The sequence below is a fragment of the Sphingomonas asaccharolytica NBRC 15499 genome (assembly GCF_001598355.1).
Classification (GTDB): domain Bacteria; phylum Pseudomonadota; class Alphaproteobacteria; order Sphingomonadales; family Sphingomonadaceae; genus Sphingomonas; species Sphingomonas asaccharolytica.
Map to the genome: position 1 here is coordinate 1 of NZ_BCYU01000024.1, position 20,668 is coordinate 20,668.

Consider the following 20,668-nt stretch of genomic DNA (forward strand, 5'->3'; position numbering starts at 1 on the left):
GGTCGATACCGGGGCGATCGGACACGATCGATTGATTCAGGCGCGCAACATGATGCTGGGCATGGCGTCGCAGGACAAGACGCTGGTCGGCGTCCGTCCTAACTCGCTGGAGGATGCACCGCAGCTCAAGGTCGATATCGACCAGGATAAGGCGCGCGCGCTTGGGCTCGATCTCGGCGACGTGAATTCCGCGATCTCGGCGGCTTGGGGCGGCGCTTATGTCAACGACTTCATCGATCGCGGCCGCGTCAAGCGCGTCTACGTCCAAGCCGACGCGCCGTATCGATTGAAGCCCGAGGATATCGGCAGTTTCTACGTGCGCTCGAGCAACGGCCAGATGGCGCCCTACACTGCTTTCTCGACGCTGAGTTGGGCGCAGGCGCCGGTGCAGTTGACGCGCTATAATGGCCAGCCGGCGATCGAGATTCAGGGTGCGCCCGCGCCCGGCGTAGCGTCGGGCGCGGCGATGAAGGCAATGGAGAATATCCACGCGAAATTGCCGCCGGGTACCGCGCTCGAATGGACTGGTCTGTCCTATGAGGAACGGCTGTCCGGGGGGCAGGCGCCCGCACTCTATGGGCTGTCATTGCTGATCGTATTCCTGTGCCTCGCCGCGCTCTATGAAAGCTGGTCGGTGCCGATCTCGGTCTTGCTGGTGGTGCCGCTCGGTGTTGTCGGCGCCTTGCTCGCCGCGACGATCACCGGGCTCAATAACGACATCTATCTCCAGGTCGGGCTTATCACTACGATCGGCGTGTCGGCAAAGAACGCGATCCTGATCGTCGAATTTGCCGAGGAGAGGATGCGCGAAGGGCTGAATGCGTTCGACGCCGCGATCGAAGCGGCCAAGCTGCGCCTCCGCCCGATCCTGATGACCAGCTTCGCCTTTGTCTTCGGCGTGTTCCCGCTGGCGATCGCGGCGGGCGCCGGGGCGGGCGGGCAGCATGCTATCGGCCGCGCTGTCGTCGGCGGCATGTTGTCGGCCACCATCCTCGCCATCTTCTTCGTGCCGATGTTCTTCGTGGTCGTGTTGCGCCTGTTCGGCCGGCACGGCGAGCGCGACACGTCGACCGACCGCGATACCGATGCGGCCGCGCCGCAGGGAGCCTGATCTGTGACCGTTCGTCCCATCCTCGTCCTCCTGCTCGCCGGCAGCGCGCTGTCGGCCTGCAACTTCGCCCCCAAATATGTCCGGCCTTCGGGCGCCGTCCCGACCGCGCTGCCCGAAGGCGGCATCTATCCGCGGGCCGCGACCGACGCCCCGGACGTAACCGCGATCGGCTGGCGCGACTTCTTTACCGACGACCGCCTGCGCCAGGTGATCCAACTAGGGCTCGACAATAATCGCGATTTGCGGGTGGCGGCGGCGAATGTGCTCCAGGCGCGCGCGCAATATCGCGTGCAGCGCGCCGACATCCTGCCGAGCATCAACGCAAATGGTTCGGCGACCTACACCAACAGTGCGGGCGCGGCCGGCGCGGCGGGGGCGGGCGCGGCTGGCGGCGGTTCGTCGACCGACATCCAGTATTTCCAAGCCAATGTCGGTTTCTCAGCGTTCGAGCTCGATTTGTTCGGGCGGTTGCGCAATCTGTCCAAGGCCGCGCTCGAACAATATTTCGCGACCGAGGAAGCGCAGCGCACGACGCGGATCAGCCTGATCTCGGAAATCGCCACGGCCTGGCTGACTCTGGCGTCCGACCAGGATCAGTTGCGGCTGTCGCAGAACACGCTCAAGACCTTCGAGCAAACGCTCGAGCTGACGCGCGCGCAATTCCGTATCGGCGTCGCCTCAGAACTCGAATCGCGCCAAGCCGAAACCAATTACCAGGCGGCGCGCAACGATATCGCCACGCTCCAGACCAGGATCGCCCAGGACCAGAACGCGCTAAACCTGCTCGCCGGGACGACCGTCACGGCCGATTTGCTGCCGGCGGCGCTCGGCGATGGCCGCGTAACGCGCGACGCCTTGCCCGCTAACCTGTCGTCGGACGTGCTGTTGCGGCGTCCGGATGTGCTCCAGGCGGAGCATCAACTGATCGCGCAGAATGCCAATATCGGCGCGGCACGGGCGGCCTTTTTCCCGCGCATTTCGCTGACCGCGGCGCTGGGCACGATCAGCAGCGGGCTGACCGGGCTGTTCGGGGCGGGAACCGGCACCTACAATGTCGCCCCATCGGTCGCGCTGCCGCTGTTCGACGCCGGCCGAAACAAGGGCAATCTCGATTACGCCAAGGCGTCGCAAAAAGCGGCGGTAGCGACGTATGAAAAGACCATCCAGACTGCCTTTCGCGAAGTTGCCGACGCGCTGGCGCAACGTGGCACGATCGACGAGCAGGTTTCCGCCCAGACCGCACGAGCCAATGCCGCGCAAGTGGCGGCCAAATTGTCCGATGCACGCTATCGCGCGGGCGTTGACAGCTTCCTGGTCGCGCTCGATGCGCAACGCACCGCTTATGCGGCGGAACAGCAGTTGGTTACGACCCGCACGACCCGGTCGAGCAACCTGATCGAGTTATATCGGGCACTCGGCGGCGGCCTCCAGTGATCGATTAGATCGCCTGCTTGCCTTTTGGCGCAATAAGCATAACCTCTCTCCAGATAAGGAGAGAGTGACGATGAAAGACGTCGAGTTTGTTGCTGGGGACAGCAGCGACAAGACCATGCTGATTCTGCAGAGTCTGCTGTGCGTATTGCGTGAAAAGAACCTGCTGACGCGCGCGGATATCGAGAATTTGTGCGACAAGGTGCAGGCAAGTGCCGCCGATCATGCGCAAAATCCGCTGCCATGCTGCGACGCGAGCGCGCTGGCAGCGGCGAACGAGATGGGCAAGATCGGCGATTATATCGGCCGGCGCTATGGCGGGAAGCACCGCCGGAACTGATTCGCCCACGGGGTTTCGCGCCTTGCGGCTGTAGCGAACGTGCAACAGCCGACTCACTTGCCTTTTGCCCGACCCACTGTTAGGAGCCGCGCCTTCACGCCCGGACTTTGTCTGGGGCGGCCACAATCATTTGATCTGGAGTTGACGGGTTTTATGCAAATCATCGTGCGCGATAACAATGTCGATCAGGCGCTTCGGGCTCTCAAGAAGAAGCTCCAGCGCGAAGGCGTGTATCGCGAGATGAAGCTGCGCCGCCATTACGAGAAGCCCAGCGAGAAGCGTGCGCGCGAGCGTGCCGCCGCCGTCCGTCGCGCGCGCAAGCTCGAGCGCAAGCGGATGGAGCGTGACGGGGCCAAGTAAGGCCTGCACGTCGCTTTCGTGAGGGCTTGCGAGCCGCGGCCCTCCGACCTACCCAGAACAGCGTGTCCCGGCCGCGGTCGTACGCGGCCTTCCCGTCGAGGCTTGCTCCCATGTCCGTGACCGCCGTTCCCCTGCAGCCCGTCAAGCGCAGCTATATCTGGCTGCTGTGGATCGGTATCGCCGTCGCCGTGATCGGCGCCTTCCTGCTCGCACGGCAGGGCGATGACCTGTTCACCAGGTCGCAGCGCGCTTGGGGCGTCACGACGACGTCGTCGGGCCTCAAATACGAAGTGCTCAAGGCCGGCACGGGCGCGTCTCCGACGGATACCGACGTTGCGCTGGTCCAGTATGAAGGCCGCCTGCGCAACGGCAAAGTCTTCGACAAGTCGCAACAGCCGATGCCGATGCCTGTCAAAGGCGTCGTTCCGGGATTCAGCGAAGCGCTGAAGTTGATGCACAAGAATGAGAAGATCCTGGTGTGGATTCCCGCGAGCCTGGCTTATGGCGCGCAGGACCAGAAGGATCAGCAGGGCAATGTCGTGCTGCCGGCGAATTCGCCGCTGATGTTCGATATCGAACTCAAGGATTTCCTGCCGCAAGCGGTGGTCGAACAATATCAGCGCCAGATGCAACAGATGAACGGCGGCGGCGCCAGCGGCATGGGCGGTCCCGGTGGGCCAGGCGGCGCGCCTGGCGGTGCCGGTGGTCCGCCCCTGGGCGGCGGCGAGAGCCTCGTCCCTCCTCCAGGACAGTGAAAAGATAAAACATGGCTGACACGATTGCTCCCAAGGCGCCCGCAAAGGCGCCGCTCGATCCGCGTGCGAAACGCGTCCTGTGGCTGGGCATCGTGCTCGCCGTGCTGGGCGCCGGCGCGTTGCTGTTCAGCATGTTCATGTGGTGGGGCGGCAGCGCGCGCGACTCGCTGTCGATGACGTTCAATTCCTGGGCGCCCGGAGTGAAGACCACCGCGTCGGGGCTGCAGTACAAGGTGCTGACCCCGGGCAAGGGCAAGAATCCGACCGACACCGACGTCGCGCTGATCAATTACGAAGGCAAATTGCTCGACGGCACCACGTTCGACAAGTCGCAGCAACCGACCCCGATGCCGATCAAGGGCGTCGTCCCCGGCTTCAGCGAAGCGCTCAAGCTGATGAGCAAGGGTGCGAAGTTCCGCGTCTGGATCCCGGCCAAGCTCGGCTATGGCGACAAGGGCGCGGGCCCGATCCCGGCCAACGCCACTCTGGTGTTCGACATCGAGCTGATCGACTTCCTGCCGCAGGCAGTGATCGAGCAATATCAGCAGCAAATGATGCAGAAGATGGGCGGTGCCGGCGGCGCCGGTGGTCCTCCGGGGGCTGGCGGCGCAGTGCCAGGCGGCGAGCCTGCCCCGACGAGCGGCGTCCCGGCGCCTGCCGCGCCGACCGGCAAGTAGGCGACGGCGTCATGGGCCTGAAGGTTGCGACGGCTTGCCTGATCGGCGCGGTGTCGGTCATGATCGGTGCCATGCCGGTGCTCGCAAAGAAGGCGCCGGTCGCCGAGCGGTCGACTGTTGCGAAGCGGGCTGCCGCCAAGGCGCCGGTGGCTCCGTTGTCGCCCGAGGATGCCTTCCTCGCCAAGAACCGCAAGTTACGCGGCGTGATCCAGACCGCGTCAGGCATCCAATATCGCGTGATCAAGCCGGCGACCGGCGCGCATCCGACTGATACGGATGTCGCGCTGGTCAATTACGAAGGCAAGCTTGTCGACGGCACGAGCTTCGACAAATCGACCCAGCCGACGCCGATGCCGGTTTCAGGCGTGGTGCCAGGCTTCAGCGAAGCGCTGAAGCTGATGGCCAAGGGTGAGACGCTGCGCGTATGGATTCCGTCCCGCCTGGCTTATGGCCCCGAGGATCAGCGTGACGAGCAGGGTAAGGTGGTGATCCCGGGCAAGTCGACCCTGGTGTTCGACATCGAACTCGTGGACTTCCAGCCGCAATCCTGATTGCGGCGGCAGCCCGAGCCAAAGCTCGGCGAGCGCGCGCTGTTCCCGGTTTTCTTTCCGCAAACGTGGTGGTCATGCCTTCGCGGGCGCGACGTCGCGAGCCAATATTCGCTGGCCAATAAGCGCGATAGACAAAGCGGCGGTCGCTGCGCCTGCCGACACCAGAAAGCCGCTGCGGGCGCCGAACGCGTCGACCACCCAGCCCGACAGGAAAGCGCCCAGCGCCATGCCGATGCCGATGCCCGTCGTCACCCAGGTCACGCCTTCGGTCAGAACCCCGCGGGGAACGCGCCGTTCGACCAGCCCGAACGCGGTGATGAAGGTCGGCGACACCGCGACACCGCTCAACAGGATCGCCGCGGCCAATGTCGGCACGGAATTCGCCAGCAGCAACGGCAATGTCGTGACCAGCAACGCGACGAGCACCACGAGCAATTGCCTGTGCAGCGGCAGCGTGAGCTTCAATGCGCCGATAACGACCCCGACGACGAACGACCCCGCCGCATACAGGCCGATGACCAGGCTCGCGGCGCCGGGTTGACCGAGGTCGCGGGTAAGCGCGACGGTGCTTACCTCGGCGGTCGCGAAGATCGCGCCGACGAAGACCAGGATCAGGGTGATGATCTGTACGGGCGGCAAGAAGATCGCGGAACCGTTTCGACCAGCATCGGCCGAACGCACCGGCGGTTCGGTGCGCCGTTGCAGGACGAATGCCGTCGTCCCGGCAGCGAGAAGCAGGGTCGAAACCAGGGTGCCGGCTTCGGGAAACAGCGCGACGCTCAACCCCACCGATAGTGACGCTCCGGCGATATAGACCAGTTCGTCGGCCGCCGACTCGAACGCGAAGGCGGTGTTGAGCTCAGGGCGGTCGCGGAACAATTCGGTCCATCGGGCGCGGACCATCGCCGACATGCTGGGCATGACGGCGGCCGGCAATGCAGCGGCGAACAGGGTCCAGGCCGGCCAGTTGTGATGCGCGGCGATCATCAGCACGACGAAGGCCACGACCGATATCGTCGTGGTCGGAACGATCAGGCGGAATTGCCCCAGCCGGTCGACCAATCGCGAAATCTGCGGTGCGACGGCGGCATTGGTGAGCGTTACCGTCGCTGCGACGGCGCCGGCTAGCCAATATTCGCCGCGCAGTTCGGACAGCATCGTGACGATGCCGATCGGAACCATGGCTACCGGAAGCCGGGCGATGAACGCGGCCGCGGCGAAGCCCTTCGTTCCGCGGGCGCGAAAGATCGCCGCATAGGGATTCGTCATGCTTGTAATCTTCCCATCGCCGGCGCCCCTTCCCGGGCGGTTCTGAACCTTAACGAAGCAGGGAAGGGCCACGCGTTGCGCGGCGCGACCCCTTTTTTCCTTCGACTTGATGGAGTTCTACTATCCCGCGCACTCGCGCCTGCATATCGTGCACTTGCGTTGCGCTCGATCCGGGCGCATCGGCGGCGGGCAAGGAGGTGGCGATGACTGCCGCTGAGACTGCCTTGCTGCTAGCCCGGATCCAGTTCGGGTTTACCGTCAGCTTTCATTTCATTTTCCCCAGCTTCTCGATCGGCTTGGCGAGTTACCTGATGGTGCTCGAAGGGCTGTGGCTGCGTACGGGGAAGCCGGTCTATCTCGACCTGTTCCGCTTCTGGGTGAAGATCTTCGCCGTCGCGTTCGCCATGGGCGTCGTGTCCGGGATCGTGATGTCCTATCAGTTCGGCACCAACTGGTCGGTCTTCTCCGACAAGGCCGGGCCGGTGATCGGGCCGCTGATGGCATACGAGGTGCTGACCGCTTTCTTCCTAGAAGCCGGGTTTCTGGGCGTGATGCTGTTCGGGATGAAGCGCGTCGGCAAAAAACTGCACTTCGCTGCGACGTGCATGGTCGCGCTCGGCACCTTCATCTCGGCTTTCTGGATCCTCAGCGTCAACAGCTGGATGCAGACCCCGACCGGATTCGCGATGAATGCGCAGGGGCAGTTCGTCGTCGCCGGATCCTGGGCAGCGGTGATATTCAACCCGAGTTTCCCGTATCGCCTGGTGCATACGGTGATCGCGGCGTATCTGACGACCTCGCTGGTGGTTGGGGCGTGCGGGGCCTGGCATTTGCTCAGGGACGCTGCCGGACGGCGCGGCAAAGCCGCGCCGTCGGACGAGCCTGGCGGCTCGCCGGCCGCCGCAGCGAGTCCAGGAGCGACGCCGTCGCTCCAGGCCGCTCGCAAAATGTTTAGTATGGCGATGTGGATGGCCGCCTTGATCGCGCCGATACAGATCCTGGCGGGGGACCAGCAAGGCCTCAATACGCTTGAGCACCAGCCCGCCAAGGTGCTGGCGATGGAAGGCGATTTCGATCCGAGCCCGAACGGTGCGCCCTTGGTCCTGTTCGGCCTGCCGTCCAACGCCGACGGCAAGGTCCATTACAAGGTCGAGATACCCTATGCTGGATCGCTGATCCTGAAGCACGATCCCCATGCGCCGCTCCAGGGACTGAAGGATTTCCCGCGCGATCAATGGGCGCCGGTGGCGGTGGTGTTCTGGTCGTTCCGGGTGATGGTCGGGCTGGGCCTGGCCATGCTCGGCCTGGGATTGTGGAGCCTGGTCGCGCGCCTGCGGCGCAGGCTGTATGACTGGACGTGGCTGCACCGGGCCGCATTGGTGATGGGACCGGCGGGCTTTGTCGCGGTGATCGCGGGGTGGATTACCACCGAGGTCGGGCGCCAGCCCTGGACGATCTATGGCCTGCTCAGGACTGCCCAGTCGGCCTCGCCGCTGGCGACGCCCGCCGTCGCCACGTCGCTGGCGGCATTCGTCATCGTCTATTTCGCGGTGTTCGGGATCGGCGTCTGGTACATCCTGAAGCTGATGCAGAAAGGCCCCGAAGCGCACGAACCCGAATTGTCCGACGCACCGATTCGGACAGCCGGAATCACGCCCGCAGCGCAAAAGGGAGGCGAATCATGACCGTCGATCCCACGCTTGCTTACATCTGGGCGTTCGTCATCGCGTTCGCGGTGTTCATGTACGTGGTGATGGACGGCTTCGACCTCGGCATCGGCATCTTGTTCCCGGCGTTTGGCGTCGGCGAGGAGCGCGATCAGGCAATGAACGCGATCGCGCCGGTATGGGACGGCAACGAGACCTGGCTGGTGCTGGGTGGCGGCGGGCTGATGGCGGCGTTCCCGCTCGCCTTCGCGATCCTGATGCCGGCGATGTACCCGCCAATTATCGCAATGTTGCTCGGCCTGGTGTTTCGCGGCGTCGCGTTCGAGTTCCGCTGGCGCGACCCGCGGCACCGCGCCTTCTGGGATTTGGCGTTTACCGTCGGATCGGTGACCGCCGCGCTGGCGCAAGGGATCGTGCTCGGCGCGCTCCTTCAGGGCGTGCAGGTCACGGGTCGCGCTTATGGCGGCGGCTGGCTCGACTGGCTGTCGCCTTTCTCGCTACTGACCGGCGTCGGGACGGTCGCGGCCTATGCGTTGCTGGGCAGCTGCTGGCTGATCTTCAAGACCGAGGGCGGGACGCAGGCGCATGCTTATCGCCTAGCGAAAATCGCCGGGGTTGCGGCGGCGATCGCGGTGATCGCGGTGAGTGCGGCAACACCGTTTCTCGAGCATCGCTATTACCAGCGCTGGTTCACGTTCCCGAACGTGCTAGTCGCGGCGCAAGTGCCGCTGGTGGTGGCTGTGCTGTCGCTCGCTTTCTGGTGGGCATTGCTCAGGAAGAAGGAGTTGATGCCGTTCCTCCTGACCCTCGCTCTCTATCTGCTGTGCTTCATCGGGCTGGGGATCAGCATGTTTCCGGACATCGTCCCCGGATCGGTGTCGATCGTCCAGGCGGCGTCGCCCGCGATCAGCCAGACTTTCATGCTGATCGGCATCGCGATCATGGTGCCGCTGATCCTGACCTACACCGCCTGGTCGTACTGGGTGTTCCGCGGCAAGGTCGGCGACTCGGCGGGCTATCATTGATGGCGGAGGACGCCGGTCCATTATGGAAACGTCTCGGCTGGATGGCGGCGATCTGGGCGGTTAGCGTCGCAGCGCTGGCGGTGGTGGCGATGGCGATTCGCAGCGTTCTGCACGCTTGATCGCGCGCGGCAGCTGGGCCAGTGAAGCGGTACGATGACGGGGGAAGAGATGTCGCAGGAACGGCTGACGCACCATGATTTCGCGCCGCATGTGGGCACTGACTTCACGGTGCCCGCGGAGGACGATTCCGTATTGATCCACTTCGTGCTGACCGACGTTAAGGCGCTAAGCCGTAAGCCCGGTTCCGGCGACTTCCGTGATCCGTTCCAGCTGACGTTCCGGGTCGCGACACAGGATGTTTTTCCGCAAGGTCTCTATCCGCTGACGCACCCGGTACTGGGCCAGTACGACATCTTTCTGGTGCCAGCCGCAAAGAGCGACGCTGGGGTCGATTATTGCGCGACGTTCAACTGAGACCGTCAGGCTCCCAGTCCATTTCCAGATAGATTTCTTCTTCGCGGATCACCTTGAATCCCATTCGATCGTAGAGCGATCTCGCCGGATTTGTGCGTTCGACGAAGATGTCGACCCCCTTACCTCGCGCCCGGGCGTACACCTGAAGCGCGGTGATGATCGCGGTGCCGATACCATGGTCGCGGCTGCCCGGTATCAGCGCGATGTCGACGATATGGGCGCGGGTGCGCCGCTCGTTGAGATAAAGGCGGCCGACGGGAACGCCATCGCGTTCGAGTACGTCGTACCTCGTATCGGCCAGAAAGGAGCGATAATGCTTCCGCTGCGCACTGAACTGCTGGATCAGAAAGGCGCGTTTCTGCTCCTCGGGCCACGGCACCAAAGCAAGCTCATCGGCGCGCGTCGACGCGAAGAGCTGCATCAGGAAAGGCAAATCGTCGTCAGTTTCCGGACGAAGCAAAAAGCCTTTGGACAGCAAAGCCTCCGGCAACGAAAATCCCGGAGGCCCAGCGGTTTCGGTCATGATGGATCGATCAGTTACGCGCCGGAAATATGCCTTGCAGCGCGATGATGAAGGTGACTGCCAGATATGGCTGCGCATTGTTGTGCGGCTGCGAACCACCGGCCAACGAAATCGACTGTGGCGCCAGCGAAATCCGATTCGTAGGCGCGGCGGCGGCATAGAGCTGATTGGGCGACGTATTGGTGAACAGCGAGTTCGAACTCGGCGTTTCGCCTGGGTTGGAATTCGCAATCACAGCGCCCGAAATCGAGTGGGTATGCGCAGGCATCTCAGTCGTCAGTAGCGTGACGGAGTTCTCACCGCCCGTTTCGCCGAGATCGCGCGTACTAAGACCGGGAGGCGGACCGCTGTTGCCCGTATGCATCGGCGCACGACCTTGCAGATCGGGCAACTGGAAATTCGTCGTTCCATTGCCGCCATAGGTCGTGCCGAGCAACGAGAATAACGCCGTATTCTGCGAGATTGGTAGCAGTTGGCCGTTGCACAGGGCCCAGCCCCTAGGCGCGAAATTGCCGGCGAACATGCGAATCTCGGCAAGGTAAGGATTGCTCATGGTTTGTCCTTCCGCGTCAATTCTGGGAGGGGTAAATGCCTTCCAGCGCGATGATGAAGTTGATGCACAGATAAGGCATCATATTATCATGCGGCTGGCTGTTTCCCGTGATGCCGATGATGCCGGCCAACATCGGCTTCAAGTCGCCGGCAACCGGAGTCTTGCTCGGGTCGGTATAAAGTTGGGCCGAATTTCCGCCGACCGCCTGTTTCGGCCGGCATGGCATGGTGTTGGAGGCGGGCGCGTCGTTGGTCGGATCGACGTTGTTCGCGACTGGTTGATGACCGTGACTTGGCAATTGGCCGATGGTCAACGTCACTTGTTCGGTGCCGGCCGTCTCTCCGATGACTCGCGACGTAAGTCCGTTACCGGTGCCCATATGAAGGGGGATCCGGCCCCGAAGGTCGGGAAGGTTGAAGGTGGACTGGCCATCGCCGCCATAGGTGGTGCCGATGAGCTGGAACAATGTCTCGTTCTGCGAGATAGGCGTATTCTGCCCGCTACAGAATGCATAGCCGCGCGGCGCGAAAGTGCCGCCGAACATCCTGATTTCACCAATATAAGGATTCGCCATTGTGAGCCTCTCATTCGCGATCTTGCGCGGTTCCGATCAATTGCGCGACGGGAAGATGCCTTGAAGCGCGATACAGATGTTGAGCACCAGATAAGGCTGCATATTGTTGTGCGGCTGGCCGCCGCCCTGGTTGGGCATGCTGAGCGGATTGAGCGGAACGTAAGAAGAATTGGGTGCATTGAACGTCGCGAAATAATCGACGGCCTGCGCATCGACGTCATCGGCAAAGATGCCGGCATTGACCGGTTTCTTCGTCGCCGGCAGCGTGGTTGCGGCGAAGGTATGGGTGTGCGACGGCATTTCCGTACTGATCAGGGTGTGATTTTCCTCACCCGCTACCTGCCCGAGTACAACGTTGGATAGACCAGAGCCTTGACCCCAATGGATCGGTGCCCGCCCCTGCAAATTGGGCAGCGCGAAAATGGTGACACCGTTGCCGCCATAGGTCGTACCCAGGATCGCGAACAGAGCCTGGTTCTGTGCAATGGACAACAATTGACCATTGCATAGTGCCCAGCCTTTTGGCGCGAAATTGAACGAGAAAATCCTGATTTCGCCAAGGAATGGTTCTGCCATATTCCAGCCTCTCGTTTTTATTCGGGATGCGGAGGGCGACCGAGTCGATGCTCTCCCCCCGGCGGCATCGGATGAGATCGATAAGAGATTTTCTCGGAGATTCCTAGCTGGCTAAGAAAAAAAGCCCCGAAGGACGACGCCTGCGAAGTTGGTTCAAAACGGTGCGTGTTTTTCTATGCGGGAATGTCGTCCGACTTGACCAGTCGCCCCGATTCGGGGCAAATGTACCGAAGAAAGATGGCGTAACCGCCATACGCATACTCGGGGGAATCTTGCGATGCCGGATGTCGATTCACCTACTTTCGAATTGCCGTCCTCGAGCGAGCGCAAACGGTGGGAAACGCCTGTCGTGATTCTTGCATCGACGCAGCACAGTACGCGGCAATACACCACCAGCGGCGTGGACGGCATCGCCACCACGGGATCACCATACGGCTCCTGATTGCGTGCGGCCGTTCGGCATTAGAGATTGCTGCGGTCCAGCCAACCAAGGAAACGCGCTTTGGTCAGAGCGGCCATCGCAAAATTGAGTCGGATACGTTCGCTCTTTCTCTCATCCGACGCGCTGTTGGCGACCATTGCAGTAAGTGCCGCAACGTCGATATAGCGCGACACTGCCTCGTCCTGTTCGAGGTCGCGCAAGGCGGCGAGCATGGCCGGAGCAGCGGCCGCATTCATCGCCAGTCTATCGGGTTCCTCCGAATCGTTTCCCGGTCCGCGCCGAACCAGCGCGACCGGCAGCAGGTCGGCGAATGCAGTGCGCGCTAGCCAGCGTTCGCGGCCGTCGTGAAACAACAGATGATCGGGCAGGGCGAAGGCAAGCTCGACCACGCGCTTATCGTGGAACGGCCGGGTCAGGTCGAGATCGGGGGTGTCGGCTCCATAATTGCTGCCGATCGCGCTGGCCGACATCCGGTGGCACAATTCTTCCCACCGGTCGCGCCAGCGCGCACCCGCGCGATATCCGTCGCGCAGAAGGGTGCTATCGACCGCTCGCCGGGTGATCGCATCGCGCGCAAAATCGAGTTGCACGCCGCGCCGGCGCCAGGCTGGGACGAAACCATTGACCGCGTTTCGCCAACCCGCCTGCACGCGTTGGGGGAGGAAGGCGCTAATCACGTCCCGGCCGGCGACGCGGACGGGAGACCAGCCGGTAAAGCGCATCCGAGCGATGAATTCCCGCGCGAACCGACGCAGGTGGCCCTTGCGCAGGATCGCGCCGAGCATAGCGGTATCGTACGGATTGACCGTATAATCGCCGCCATGACCATCGAGTGCCAGTCGCGATCCTGCGGCGCGCGCGATTCGGCCGATGCCGCGGCGCGCCACGCTGGGCGCGTGCCACAATCCCGTCGCGGCGAAGCTGCCCTCCAAGTCGTCATAGGGGCTCTCGTCGCCGCGAACATAATAGCGGATGTCGAGCCCCGGCAAACCGCGGAAAGCCTCGACTGCCGCCCGCGCGTTCCGTCGCGAATCGCCCTCAGGCAGCACCGACGACGCACAGATCAGCGAGCGGCCCTGGTCGTTTAACAATGGGCCGGCAATTACGGCGATGGTGCCACTGTCAAATCCCCCGCTGAACAACAAGGTCGCTGGATTGATCAGGCGTCGTACTCGACAAGCCACTGCTTCCTCGATCGTCGCGCGATAGGCGGCGATGAGCTGCGTGTCGTCCTTGCCTATGTGGTCCTGGCCGGCATGCGGCCGCCAAAAGCGGAATGGCGCCACAGTGCCGTCGGATGCGACGATGAGGCGCGTTCCGCCCGGAAGGACAGTGATTCCTTGATATAAGAACTCGCCTTCGATGCGCTGAGTTGAACGCAGCAGCCGCCGCGCAAGCTCGTCCTCGTCAAGCCGCCGCGGCACGCCGTCGGCGGCGAACAGTGCCGGAAGCTCGCTAGCAAAGGCGATGAAGCCCTCGCCGCGATGATAGAAGAGTGTGCGCTGGCCCATATGGTCACGAGCGAGCAGCAAGCGGCCACGGGTTCGGTCCCACAGCGCGAAGGCGAAATCGCCGAGCAAGTACTCGGTGCATGATTCGCCCCAATGCCGCCACGCACGGAGCAGGATTTCGCTGTCTGGCAGCACAGCGAGATCATCGGCTGCGATGCCAAGTGTCGAGGCCAGTTCCTCGCGATTGTCGAGCCGGAGGTCGGCGACCAGCACGGCGTCGCGCGCGACGATGGGCTGCGCCTCGTGCACGTCCTCGCGATTGACCCGCATGAGGCAGTGACCGAGCGCAAGCCGGCCCAGATCGATCGTTTCAACCCCGTCGGCTCCGCGATGCTTCATGCGATGAGCCATGCGGTCGACAGTGCGCGGCGTCACGTCGGCGCCGTCGAATCGAAGAATGCCGCAGATCGCGCTCATGGCCGCACCGCCATTATCGCGCGCCCGGAGCCGTCGCCCGCTGGACGCTCACGCGCTTTGGTCGAGACGCACCGCGCCATGCTCGCCAAGCGTCGCTAGAAACGTGTCGACCTCGGTGCGGCAAGTCGCGAGATCGACCTCATATTCAGCGATGAGCGCGTCGCACAGCGAGTCGATCGTACGCGGCGTCTCGATCAGTTCCCAAATGCGCGCGCCGACTTCGCTCAGCCCGATATAATTGCCCTTGGCGGCGCTCATCATCACAAGTTCGTCGCCGACCCTGGCGGCGAGCCAATCGCCTTCACGATGGATCATCATTCTGTCTCCGTCCTATCGGGTCGACCGGTTATAGCCGAGCCGGCCCATCATGGCGCCATGATCGCGCTCGACGCGGGCGATCTGTTTGCTCGTCAGTTCGTCGCGCCAGCCGCCGGCGGCGCCGCGCCGAAAGAAGCTGCGCACCTGGCGAGGCGCCTCGCGAAAGCCGCTCGCCGCCTCCTGGCGCTGCAGCTCGTCGATCGACGCGAAGGCGATCGCGCGGTCGAGTCGCGTGGGATCGGCCTCCACCCCGGCAAAGGCGAGCGCAGCACGCATGATCGCAAAGGTATCCGCTAGCATGTCTTCGTAGCGGACGAGATGGACGGGAACATCTTGCTGGTCGAGCCAGCTTTCCGCGAATCCGCTCCAGCCGAGCAGGCGCTGGCGAAATTGGCGATCGATCCGATCGGTTGCCGAATCGAAACAGAAATCCTCGCGCGCCATGAAGTCGATCGCAGCATCGATCGAGCAGCGCATATGGTGTGCGAACGACGCAGCGACGTCGCGCGGGTCGCGGACGAACAGCAACGCGCCGGCAGCTCCCCGGGCGCCCGCCATCAGCGGCTCCCCCCAATCGGTCAGGGTGTAGGCGTCGTGGGTCTTGACGAAGCGGATCGGCAATCCTGTGTCGGCGAGCGGCCGCTCCCCGGCAGCAAAGGCGTAAGCGGCAGGGCGTAGCCGATCGATCTCGTCCATGGTCAGCAAGGTCGAGTCGATCAGCAGAGATTGATCGAAGGGGTTGCGGCCGCTGGCGATCGTGTCGGTGCTGTCGATCTGATTGATGTCGACCGGCTTGTCGCCGTTGGACCACAGATTGGCCACGAGGATGCGGAACCAAGTGTTGCCCGACTTCGGATAAGAAGCGAGCCATAATGTCGGAATCACGATGCGCCGTTCCTCAGGCCGATCGACGCCCAATGCTCCTCCAGGGCCGCAATCGTCGCGGCGACGCGATCGAAGCCGAGCGGGCGCCTGAGTCGGAAGATGCCTGCCGTCGTGGCGATCTTCGCACCTCCTTGGAAGTAAGCTTCCCGTTGTCCCAGGCGTCGGACCAATAGTGGGCGATAAGCGTTGGCGGCGATCAATTTGGTGGCGTCGACGACATTTGGCCGCTCGACCCTCGGCTGCTGCGAATCGCGAACTTCTCCAAGCACATAGATCGCACCCACCGCGACCGGCACATCGCTCGCGGTGGCGGGGTGGACATAGAATTTGCGCAAACGGTTGCGCATCGGGTCACCGCGGCGGCTGTCGAGTCCTAGTTCGGCGATGCTCCTTTCCCACAAGCGCAACAGGCGACCGTCGGCGTGAGTGTGTGGGATGCCATCTTCACCCAGTTCGATCGCGCACTGGTCGTCCGCAACGAGCGGATAGCCACGCTCGACGAGTGCCGCCGCCAGTGTCGATTTGCCCGCGCCCGAAACACCGCAGAACAACACCGCCTTGCCGCCGGCCAGTACCGCGCTGGCATGGAGGACGAGGTGGTTGCGCTGATGGAGGAGGATGCCGAACACGCTGCCTGACAGGAACACCGAGATATCCTGAGGCGTCGCGGCATCCTCCGCCTCGAACGCGATCGAGCGCCCCTCCTCAAGCAGGAAGCGCGCGATGTTGGGAATGCGCAGCAGGAAGCGATTACCCGCTCGCTGCCAGGTCGGGCCGACGGCCTCGGCGGCATCGAGCGTCATCGGTACCAGTTGGCGCCGAATCGTGACGTCGATTGGCTGTTCGGAATTGCCGGGTATCAGTCCCGGCAGGTCCATATCGCTGGCAACCGCTAGACCCGAAACCCGATACCGATACACTCCGACACCCCCCGGTGATTGCTCTCAGGGCATACGAAGGACTGCTGGGCCGTTCAAGGAATCAGTACACGTCCCTCAAGCGGGCAGCGCCGAGAAACCGTGGCGAAATAAATATTAAGCGTACTGCGCCAGGGCCTTCAGCTGTCGATGCGGCTCGTCGAGATGGATAGCAACCGCGGCGCGGACAGCTTCGCACGCATTGCGACGTTTGGCCTCGGCGTCGGGCTCGAAGGCGAAATTCGGCGATTTGGCATCCCACGTCGCCGCCGCGTGCATCGTGGCGAGCGCTTCAGCATCGGGCGCGATTCCGAAATGCGGCAGGATTCGCCGTTCTACGGCGTCAGGCAGGTCAGCATAATCGACGAACAGGCCCCCACCGACTTCGGCATAGTCCACCGCCGCCTGGGTGATGCGATTGAGCACGCGGGCGATATAATCCTCGGTCGACAGGCTCAGCGGATCTGGAATGGCAAAGACCGAATCGAGGTGGGTGCCGACCACTGTCTGCAATCCGCGCGCGCGCATCTGCGATACCATCACCTCCGTGGGCTCACGGAACAAGAACAACCAAGGTGTGTCAGGAAAGGCCGCGCGGAACAGCGGCAGCGCCAGGCTGTGCCAGCTGTCGGTCTTGATGACGTGGTGACGACGGTTGCCGAAGCGATCTCGGCCAAGCGTGGCGGCCATGCCGCGCAATAGCGCGAGGCGCTGTTCGAGGGGCGCGTCGGGATGGCTATGCACGAGTTGAACCGCCGCATCGAGCGATGGCGCCTCCGATACCGCTACGACCCCGGGTATCGCCGCCAGCATCCGCGACACCAGGGTCGAGCCGCAGCGCGACATATGAAAGATCAAGCCGTCCGGGCTCGAGTAGGCATCCGGAGGGCGTGTCGCAGCAAGCATGGCGAGCGGTGTGCATACGCGGAGCAGCGAATTGATTGGCAGCCGACGGGCGCGGCCCAGAGACGTTTCGAAGAACGAATCGCTGAGCGGCGTGTCGCCGAAATGAACCCAGTCCACCGCGAGCTGGCCAGGTGCCTGGACGATCGCGGCTGGCAGCCAGTTGCGGCCCGGCCATTCCATCATCGTCACTGGCGTTTCGGCGAAACGATCAATACCCAGCGGGTCGCGCCGCCCAGCAGCCAGGATCGCATCGGCCGTCATCGCGATCCCGCCACCACGCGCCGCTTCGGCCGCGGCAGAGGCGAACGCGTCGCGATCTTCGATGGGCGCGAGCCGATCGGCGATCGCCTCATCGGCCAGGATCATCGCACGCAAGCGGGCAAGGGCGTCGGGATCGGACATCGGGCGCTTGGCAATCGGATGAGAGGAGGAATAGGGTCGATACCGGCCGCCCAGGAACACGCGGCTGAGGGGAGCCTTATCCTGACCGAATGGACGCAACAACCGGCCTTGACGCTGCCCGATCGCGCCCGGCTGGCACTGGCGTTCGACCCGGCGCAGTTGCAGGCCGATCTCGCGGCGGTCGAGGCGATGACCTGGACCGACCATTTCGTCCGCCAGAATTACGAGGGACAATGGGACGTCCTGCCGCTGCGCCATCAGGCGGGCGCGACGCATCCGATCATGCAAGCCGCATCGCCGCCCGACGCGACCGAGTTCGTCGATGCTGCGATCCTCGACCGTACGCCTTACTTCCGCGAGGTTATGGCGGCCTTCGCTTGCCCGTTGAAGGTCGTGCGGCTGATGCGGTTGACACCGGGGTCGCGGATCAAGGAGCATGAGGATTACGATTTGGCGGCCGACTGGGGGCAGGCACGGCTGCATATCCCGATCACCACCAATCCCGGCGTGACCTTTCTTCTGAACCGCTTGCCGGTGCCGATGGCGCCGGGTGAGACCTGGTATGTGCGCCTGTCCGATCCGCACGCGGTGACCAATCACGGCGACACCGACCGCGTCCATCTGGTGATCGACTGCATTGCGAACGATTGGCTGATCGAGCAGATTGCGGCGTGACGCGTCACCGCTTCGACCGGTTGCGGCTCATCCAGACGCAGATCAACGAGCGGCCACGGCTGCGCGAATGGCTGACGCGGCTGCGCCATGGCGCGCGCGACCTGGATGTCGTGCTGTTCAAGCGCAAGCTCAGGATCAACGCGTTGCGCGAGAATGGCTATTATCGTGCCGCGCGGCTGGCGCACGCCAACAGCCTGTTGCGTGACGAGACATTGGTGATGCAGCGGGTCAGCATGATGCTGGGCGACGGAGTGACCTTTGTCGATGTCGGCGCCAATATCGGCATCTTCTCTGCGGTCATCGCCGATGCCCAGCGATTGTTCCGCGATTTTCGCGTGGTTGCATTCGAGGCCGACCCGGCGACGTTCGCGCGGCTCGCGGCCAATGCCGAACGCTTCGGGTTCGACGCGGTCAACATTGCCCTGGCGGCGCAAGTCGGCGAGCTCGACTTCTCGACCGGCGCGGTGTCGGGGATCGCGACGCGGCGCGACCGGGCAGGGCGCGCGCACATCGCCGGGCGCGGCTTTACCGTGGCGGCGCGACGGCTCGACAGTTTCGACCTGCCGGGCAAGCTGGTGATCAAGATCGACGTCGAGCAAATGGAGCTAGAGGTACTCGAAGGCGCACGCGGACTGTTCGACGCGGGGCGGATCGCGGCGGTCTATCTCGATGAGTTCGACGACAAGGCGGCGGTGCTCGATTTCCTCTCCGCATATGGATTTGACTTGATCGCGCCCGCGCGCCTCAACCCATTCGCGCCCGGCGGTCGCGCGCTGTTCGCGATTCGCCGCGACCGCTAACCCAGAATAGGCCCCAAGAGCTTGTCTGATGTATCGCGACCGATAGGAGCACATCGTGTAATTTCTGTACAGCGCGCGCCTTGAGCAGGGTTGAGGCCGGTGCATAGGTGCATCAATATGCAGCCGAGACCCTGCGAGTCACTGATGAAAGGCATCTCCGGCGCCAGGGACGCGAATTTTAGCGCGGTTGCCGCTTTTGCAACTCAGCAGCCTGTCAACAGTAGTGATCTGCACGTCTCACTCGTCTGGTTCGAGCCGGTCGCGTTGTTTGCCGAAGGCGCGAGCCGTTGGTTGTTTCAGCGTTGCCTTTCGCTTCGCGTGGCTATCCCCGACGAAGCGATATCGAAGAGACTCTTGTCCTGCGCTACGTACCGCGAATGGTGAAAGTTTTCGCACACTCCGATTCAATCAACCTGACCGTTCAAGTGATGACGGCGGGCAGCGATCCGTTCTGTCGGGACTAGCGACGACGCCGGCTTGAACCGCGGGCAATCATAGCTAAAGTTGGTTCAACGACATCGGGAGAAGTGAGATGGCGCATTATTACGGTGCTGGAGGGCGCCGCCAGCCGCGGCTGGCTCGTCCGAGACGGCAGTGTCGGCCATCCGCCACCGTACTTCAATTGGCTCGATACTCGCGAGACACATCGCAGTCAGATGCTCGATTTCGAGGCGCAGAAGGACGCTGCCGTCAGCTTCCATGTTTCGGTACCATCGGATGCGGGTCGGACAAAGACACCTAGATGCGGGCGTCAGCCATTTCTCTTCGACAGCCACTTCGGTGAGCATTCTTCTATTTCGGCAAGGCCGGCTCCGGGATTGCGACGCTCATCTTCAATACGATCCAAAGGATACTCTTGCCGTTCTGACGGGCACGGTGTCTGAACCGACATGATACGGGATAGCGTGCTGATCTGTATTTTCGTGCTGCTTGGGTGGCAATCCGTGGCGACTCCGCCGGAGTCCGATGACATCGTGGTCACTGCAACCCGCGACAAAGACAAATGTGTCGTGCGCTATGCCGATAGGGAGATGAACGACGCGGAGCTCGACAAACGCGCTGCCTCATGGAAACTTGGGGAATCGGTTCGTCTGATTGCGCGCGACGTCGACTTTGACTGCGCCCGCAAGATCGCTACGAAATTGTTCGCGCGCGGCGTGATGAGGGTCATATTCGTAGATCCGAACGGAAAGCCTTCTCGTCCGTTTGAATCCAAGTCGAAATTGCCGGACTACAGGGTCAAAGGGTCACTGGCCCCGCCTGATGATCAGGGGGGGTATTTGGACACCCGTGCAAGAGAGCACAATTTCATCTCGCGCAGTGCCGCAGGACTGATACAGCAGGGAAAGTGCGGCGAGGCTCGCGACTTTGCCTTGCGCGAAGGCGACCTCGATGCCGCCGCCGCTGTCGCGGCAATCTGTCGCGCGCAGGATAAGTAGCGATACGCCCTTGTGCTTAGCGAGATGGCGCTGTCGATCGTCGCCGGGTTCCGGCGACAGGCAATCAGCT

Annotated in this window: 25 protein-coding genes; 15 read left to right on the forward strand and 10 right to left on the reverse strand. The window is 63.1% G+C overall.

All coding sequences use genetic code 11. From position 1 onward, the window contains the following. The 7 genes from SAS01S_RS08655 to SAS01S_RS08685 form a co-directional block, all read left to right on the forward strand. A partial coding sequence (locus tag SAS01S_RS08655; protein WP_157082737.1) for an efflux RND transporter permease subunit occupies positions 1 to 1,111 on the forward strand: 1,111 nt, incomplete at its 5' end. A gap of 3 nt (positions 1,112 to 1,114) precedes the next feature. Further along, entirely contained in the window at positions 1,115 to 2,545 is a 1,431-nt protein-coding gene (locus SAS01S_RS08660) for an efflux transporter outer membrane subunit (protein WP_066807195.1), read from the forward strand. 70 nt (positions 2,546 to 2,615) lie between these two features. Next, complete coding sequence (locus SAS01S_RS08665; RefSeq protein WP_066807197.1) at positions 2,616 to 2,882, forward strand: hypothetical protein; 267 nt, start codon at positions 2,616 to 2,618, stop codon at positions 2,880 to 2,882. 153 nt (positions 2,883 to 3,035) lie between these two features. Continuing rightward, the gene (rpsU, locus tag SAS01S_RS08670) at positions 3,036 to 3,242 is read left to right on the forward strand and encodes a 30S ribosomal protein S21 (protein WP_056428702.1); all 207 of its coding nucleotides are present in this window, start codon (positions 3,036 to 3,038) and stop codon (positions 3,240 to 3,242) included. Positions 3,243 to 3,352: 110 nt separating this feature from the next. Further along, entirely contained in the window at positions 3,353 to 3,997 is a 645-nt protein-coding gene (locus SAS01S_RS08675; RefSeq protein ID WP_066807199.1) for an FKBP-type peptidyl-prolyl cis-trans isomerase, read from the forward strand. Positions 3,998 to 4,008: 11 nt separating this feature from the next. After that, positions 4,009 to 4,674, forward strand: a complete 666-nt coding sequence (locus tag SAS01S_RS08680) for an FKBP-type peptidyl-prolyl cis-trans isomerase (RefSeq protein WP_066807201.1) — start codon at positions 4,009 to 4,011, stop codon at positions 4,672 to 4,674. A gap of 11 nt (positions 4,675 to 4,685) precedes the next feature. After that, the gene (locus SAS01S_RS08685; protein ID WP_066807203.1) at positions 4,686 to 5,225 is read left to right on the forward strand and encodes an FKBP-type peptidyl-prolyl cis-trans isomerase; all 540 of its coding nucleotides are present in this window, start codon (positions 4,686 to 4,688) and stop codon (positions 5,223 to 5,225) included. Between the two features lie 72 nt (positions 5,226 to 5,297). Here the strand turns inward: SAS01S_RS08685 and SAS01S_RS08690 are convergent, their stop codons facing one another. Next, positions 5,298 to 6,494 carry an MFS transporter gene (locus SAS01S_RS08690; RefSeq protein WP_066807205.1) on the reverse strand — a complete coding sequence of 399 codons (1,197 nt, stop codon included), beginning with the start codon at positions 6,492 to 6,494 and terminating at the stop codon, positions 5,298 to 5,300. Between the two features lie 203 nt (positions 6,495 to 6,697). Here SAS01S_RS08690 and SAS01S_RS08695 point away from each other — a divergent pair, with 203 nt between their 5' ends. From SAS01S_RS08695 to SAS01S_RS08705, 4 genes are read left to right on the forward strand one after another with little or no spacing between them, the layout of a single operon-like run. After that, positions 6,698 to 8,179, forward strand: a complete 1,482-nt coding sequence (locus tag SAS01S_RS08695) for a cytochrome ubiquinol oxidase subunit I (protein WP_066807207.1) — start codon at positions 6,698 to 6,700, stop codon at positions 8,177 to 8,179. Continuing rightward, complete coding sequence (gene cydB, locus SAS01S_RS08700; protein ID WP_174544951.1) at positions 8,176 to 9,186, forward strand: cytochrome d ubiquinol oxidase subunit II; 1,011 nt, start codon at positions 8,176 to 8,178, stop codon at positions 9,184 to 9,186. Before SAS01S_RS08695 ends, cydB begins: the two co-directional genes overlap by 4 nt. Then, the gene (locus SAS01S_RS22170; protein ID WP_084238688.1) at positions 9,186 to 9,305 is read left to right on the forward strand and encodes a DUF2474 family protein; all 120 of its coding nucleotides are present in this window, start codon (positions 9,186 to 9,188) and stop codon (positions 9,303 to 9,305) included. Before cydB ends, SAS01S_RS22170 begins: the two co-directional genes overlap by 1 nt. Positions 9,306 to 9,339: 34 nt before the next feature. Beyond that, on the forward strand, positions 9,340 to 9,660 hold the full coding sequence (locus SAS01S_RS08705; RefSeq protein ID WP_066807209.1) for a DUF6916 family protein: 321 nt from the start codon (positions 9,340 to 9,342) through the stop codon (positions 9,658 to 9,660). Here the strand turns inward: SAS01S_RS08705 and SAS01S_RS08710 are convergent. From SAS01S_RS08710 to SAS01S_RS08750, 9 genes are all read right to left on the reverse strand, one after another. Continuing rightward, the gene (locus SAS01S_RS08710) at positions 9,653 to 10,261 is read right to left on the reverse strand and encodes a GNAT family N-acetyltransferase (RefSeq protein ID WP_218016271.1); all 609 of its coding nucleotides are present in this window, start codon (positions 10,259 to 10,261) and stop codon (positions 9,653 to 9,655) included. The genes SAS01S_RS08705 and SAS01S_RS08710 overlap by 8 nt on opposite strands. Then, positions 10,194 to 10,706 carry a phage tail protein gene (locus SAS01S_RS08715; protein ID WP_245656817.1) on the reverse strand — a complete coding sequence of 171 codons (513 nt, stop codon included), beginning with the start codon at positions 10,704 to 10,706 and terminating at the stop codon, positions 10,194 to 10,196. Before SAS01S_RS08715 ends, SAS01S_RS08710 begins: the two co-directional genes overlap by 68 nt. Before the next feature lie 46 nt (positions 10,707 to 10,752). Then, positions 10,753 to 11,310, reverse strand: a complete 558-nt coding sequence (locus SAS01S_RS08720) for a phage tail protein (protein ID WP_066807213.1) — start codon at positions 11,308 to 11,310, stop codon at positions 10,753 to 10,755. Positions 11,311 to 11,346: 36 nt separating this feature from the next. Continuing rightward, positions 11,347 to 11,886: a phage tail protein gene (locus SAS01S_RS08725; RefSeq protein ID WP_066807215.1), complete on the reverse strand. Its 540-nt coding sequence runs from the start codon at positions 11,884 to 11,886 to the stop codon at positions 11,347 to 11,349. A gap of 462 nt (positions 11,887 to 12,348) precedes the next feature. Beyond that, positions 12,349 to 14,256, reverse strand: coding sequence for an asparagine synthase-related protein (locus SAS01S_RS08730; RefSeq protein WP_066807217.1), 1,908 nt, complete (start codon positions 14,254 to 14,256; stop codon positions 12,349 to 12,351). Positions 14,257 to 14,304: 48 nt separating this feature from the next. Beyond that, positions 14,305 to 14,574, reverse strand: coding sequence for a PqqD family peptide modification chaperone (locus tag SAS01S_RS08735; protein ID WP_066807219.1), 270 nt, complete (start codon positions 14,572 to 14,574; stop codon positions 14,305 to 14,307). A gap of 12 nt (positions 14,575 to 14,586) precedes the next feature. Further along, positions 14,587 to 15,459 (reverse strand): sulfotransferase domain-containing protein, encoded by an 873-nt coding sequence (locus SAS01S_RS08740; RefSeq protein ID WP_066807285.1) that lies wholly within the window; start codon positions 15,457 to 15,459, stop codon positions 14,587 to 14,589. Continuing rightward, positions 15,456 to 16,379, reverse strand: coding sequence for an AAA family ATPase (locus SAS01S_RS22775; RefSeq protein WP_169804923.1), 924 nt, complete (start codon positions 16,377 to 16,379; stop codon positions 15,456 to 15,458). The genes SAS01S_RS08740 and SAS01S_RS22775 overlap by 4 nt, the downstream gene beginning before the upstream one ends. A gap of 114 nt (positions 16,380 to 16,493) precedes the next feature. Further along, positions 16,494 to 17,684, reverse strand: a complete 1,191-nt coding sequence (locus SAS01S_RS08750) for a sulfotransferase family protein (protein ID WP_066807223.1) — start codon at positions 17,682 to 17,684, stop codon at positions 16,494 to 16,496. A 108-nt stretch (positions 17,685 to 17,792) separates the two neighbouring features. Between SAS01S_RS08750 and SAS01S_RS08755 the strand changes: the two genes are divergently transcribed. From SAS01S_RS08755 to SAS01S_RS08770, 4 genes are all read left to right on the forward strand, one after another. After that, a complete protein-coding gene (locus SAS01S_RS08755) occupies positions 17,793 to 18,359 on the forward strand; it encodes an aspartyl/asparaginyl beta-hydroxylase domain-containing protein (RefSeq protein WP_066807225.1) in 567 nt (188 codons plus the stop codon). Further along, a complete protein-coding gene (locus SAS01S_RS08760; RefSeq protein ID WP_066807226.1) occupies positions 18,356 to 19,159 on the forward strand; it encodes an FkbM family methyltransferase in 804 nt (267 codons plus the stop codon). Before SAS01S_RS08755 ends, SAS01S_RS08760 begins: the two co-directional genes overlap by 4 nt. 144 nt (positions 19,160 to 19,303) lie before the next feature. After that, complete coding sequence (locus SAS01S_RS08765; protein WP_157082738.1) at positions 19,304 to 19,543, forward strand: hypothetical protein; 240 nt, start codon at positions 19,304 to 19,306, stop codon at positions 19,541 to 19,543. 521 nt (positions 19,544 to 20,064) lie between these two features. Further along, positions 20,065 to 20,598 (forward strand): hypothetical protein, encoded by a 534-nt coding sequence (locus SAS01S_RS08770; protein WP_157082739.1) that lies wholly within the window; start codon positions 20,065 to 20,067, stop codon positions 20,596 to 20,598. The last annotated feature ends 70 nt before the right edge of the window (positions 20,599 to 20,668 follow it).

Coding starts and splice junctions, on each gene's coding strand:
- SAS01S_RS08665 (WP_066807197.1), top strand. CDS start 2,616: ATGAAAGACGTCGAGTTTGTTGCTGGGGACAGCAGCGACAAGACCATG.
- rpsU (WP_056428702.1), top strand. CDS start 3,036: ATGCAAATCATCGTGCGCGATAACAATGTCGATCAGGCGCTTCGGGCT.
- SAS01S_RS08675 (WP_066807199.1), top strand. CDS start 3,353: ATGTCCGTGACCGCCGTTCCCCTGCAGCCCGTCAAGCGCAGCTATATC.
- SAS01S_RS08680 (WP_066807201.1), top strand. CDS start 4,009: ATGGCTGACACGATTGCTCCCAAGGCGCCCGCAAAGGCGCCGCTCGAT.
- SAS01S_RS08685 (WP_066807203.1), top strand. CDS start 4,686: ATGGGCCTGAAGGTTGCGACGGCTTGCCTGATCGGCGCGGTGTCGGTC.
- SAS01S_RS08690 (WP_066807205.1), bottom strand. CDS start 6,494: ATGACGAATCCCTATGCGGCGATCTTTCGCGCCCGCGGAACGAAGGGC.
- SAS01S_RS08695 (WP_066807207.1), top strand. CDS start 6,698: ATGACTGCCGCTGAGACTGCCTTGCTGCTAGCCCGGATCCAGTTCGGG.
- cydB (WP_174544951.1), top strand. CDS start 8,176: ATGACCGTCGATCCCACGCTTGCTTACATCTGGGCGTTCGTCATCGCG.
- SAS01S_RS22170 (WP_084238688.1), top strand. CDS start 9,186: ATGGCGGAGGACGCCGGTCCATTATGGAAACGTCTCGGCTGGATGGCG.
- SAS01S_RS08705 (WP_066807209.1), top strand. CDS start 9,340: ATGACGGGGGAAGAGATGTCGCAGGAACGGCTGACGCACCATGATTTC.
- SAS01S_RS08710 (WP_218016271.1), bottom strand. CDS start 10,261: ATGCGCAGCCATATCTGGCAGTCACCTTCATCATCGCGCTGCAAGGCA.
- SAS01S_RS08715 (WP_245656817.1), bottom strand. CDS start 10,706: ATGTTCGCCGGCAATTTCGCGCCTAGGGGCTGGGCCCTGTGCAACGGC.
- SAS01S_RS08720 (WP_066807213.1), bottom strand. CDS start 11,310: ATGGCGAATCCTTATATTGGTGAAATCAGGATGTTCGGCGGCACTTTC.
- SAS01S_RS08725 (WP_066807215.1), bottom strand. CDS start 11,886: ATGGCAGAACCATTCCTTGGCGAAATCAGGATTTTCTCGTTCAATTTC.
- SAS01S_RS08730 (WP_066807217.1), bottom strand. CDS start 14,256: ATGAGCGCGATCTGCGGCATTCTTCGATTCGACGGCGCCGACGTGACG.
- SAS01S_RS08735 (WP_066807219.1), bottom strand. CDS start 14,574: ATGATGATCCATCGTGAAGGCGATTGGCTCGCCGCCAGGGTCGGCGAC.
- SAS01S_RS08750 (WP_066807223.1), bottom strand. CDS start 17,684: ATGTCCGATCCCGACGCCCTTGCCCGCTTGCGTGCGATGATCCTGGCC.
- SAS01S_RS08765 (WP_157082738.1), top strand. CDS start 19,304: ATGAAAGGCATCTCCGGCGCCAGGGACGCGAATTTTAGCGCGGTTGCC.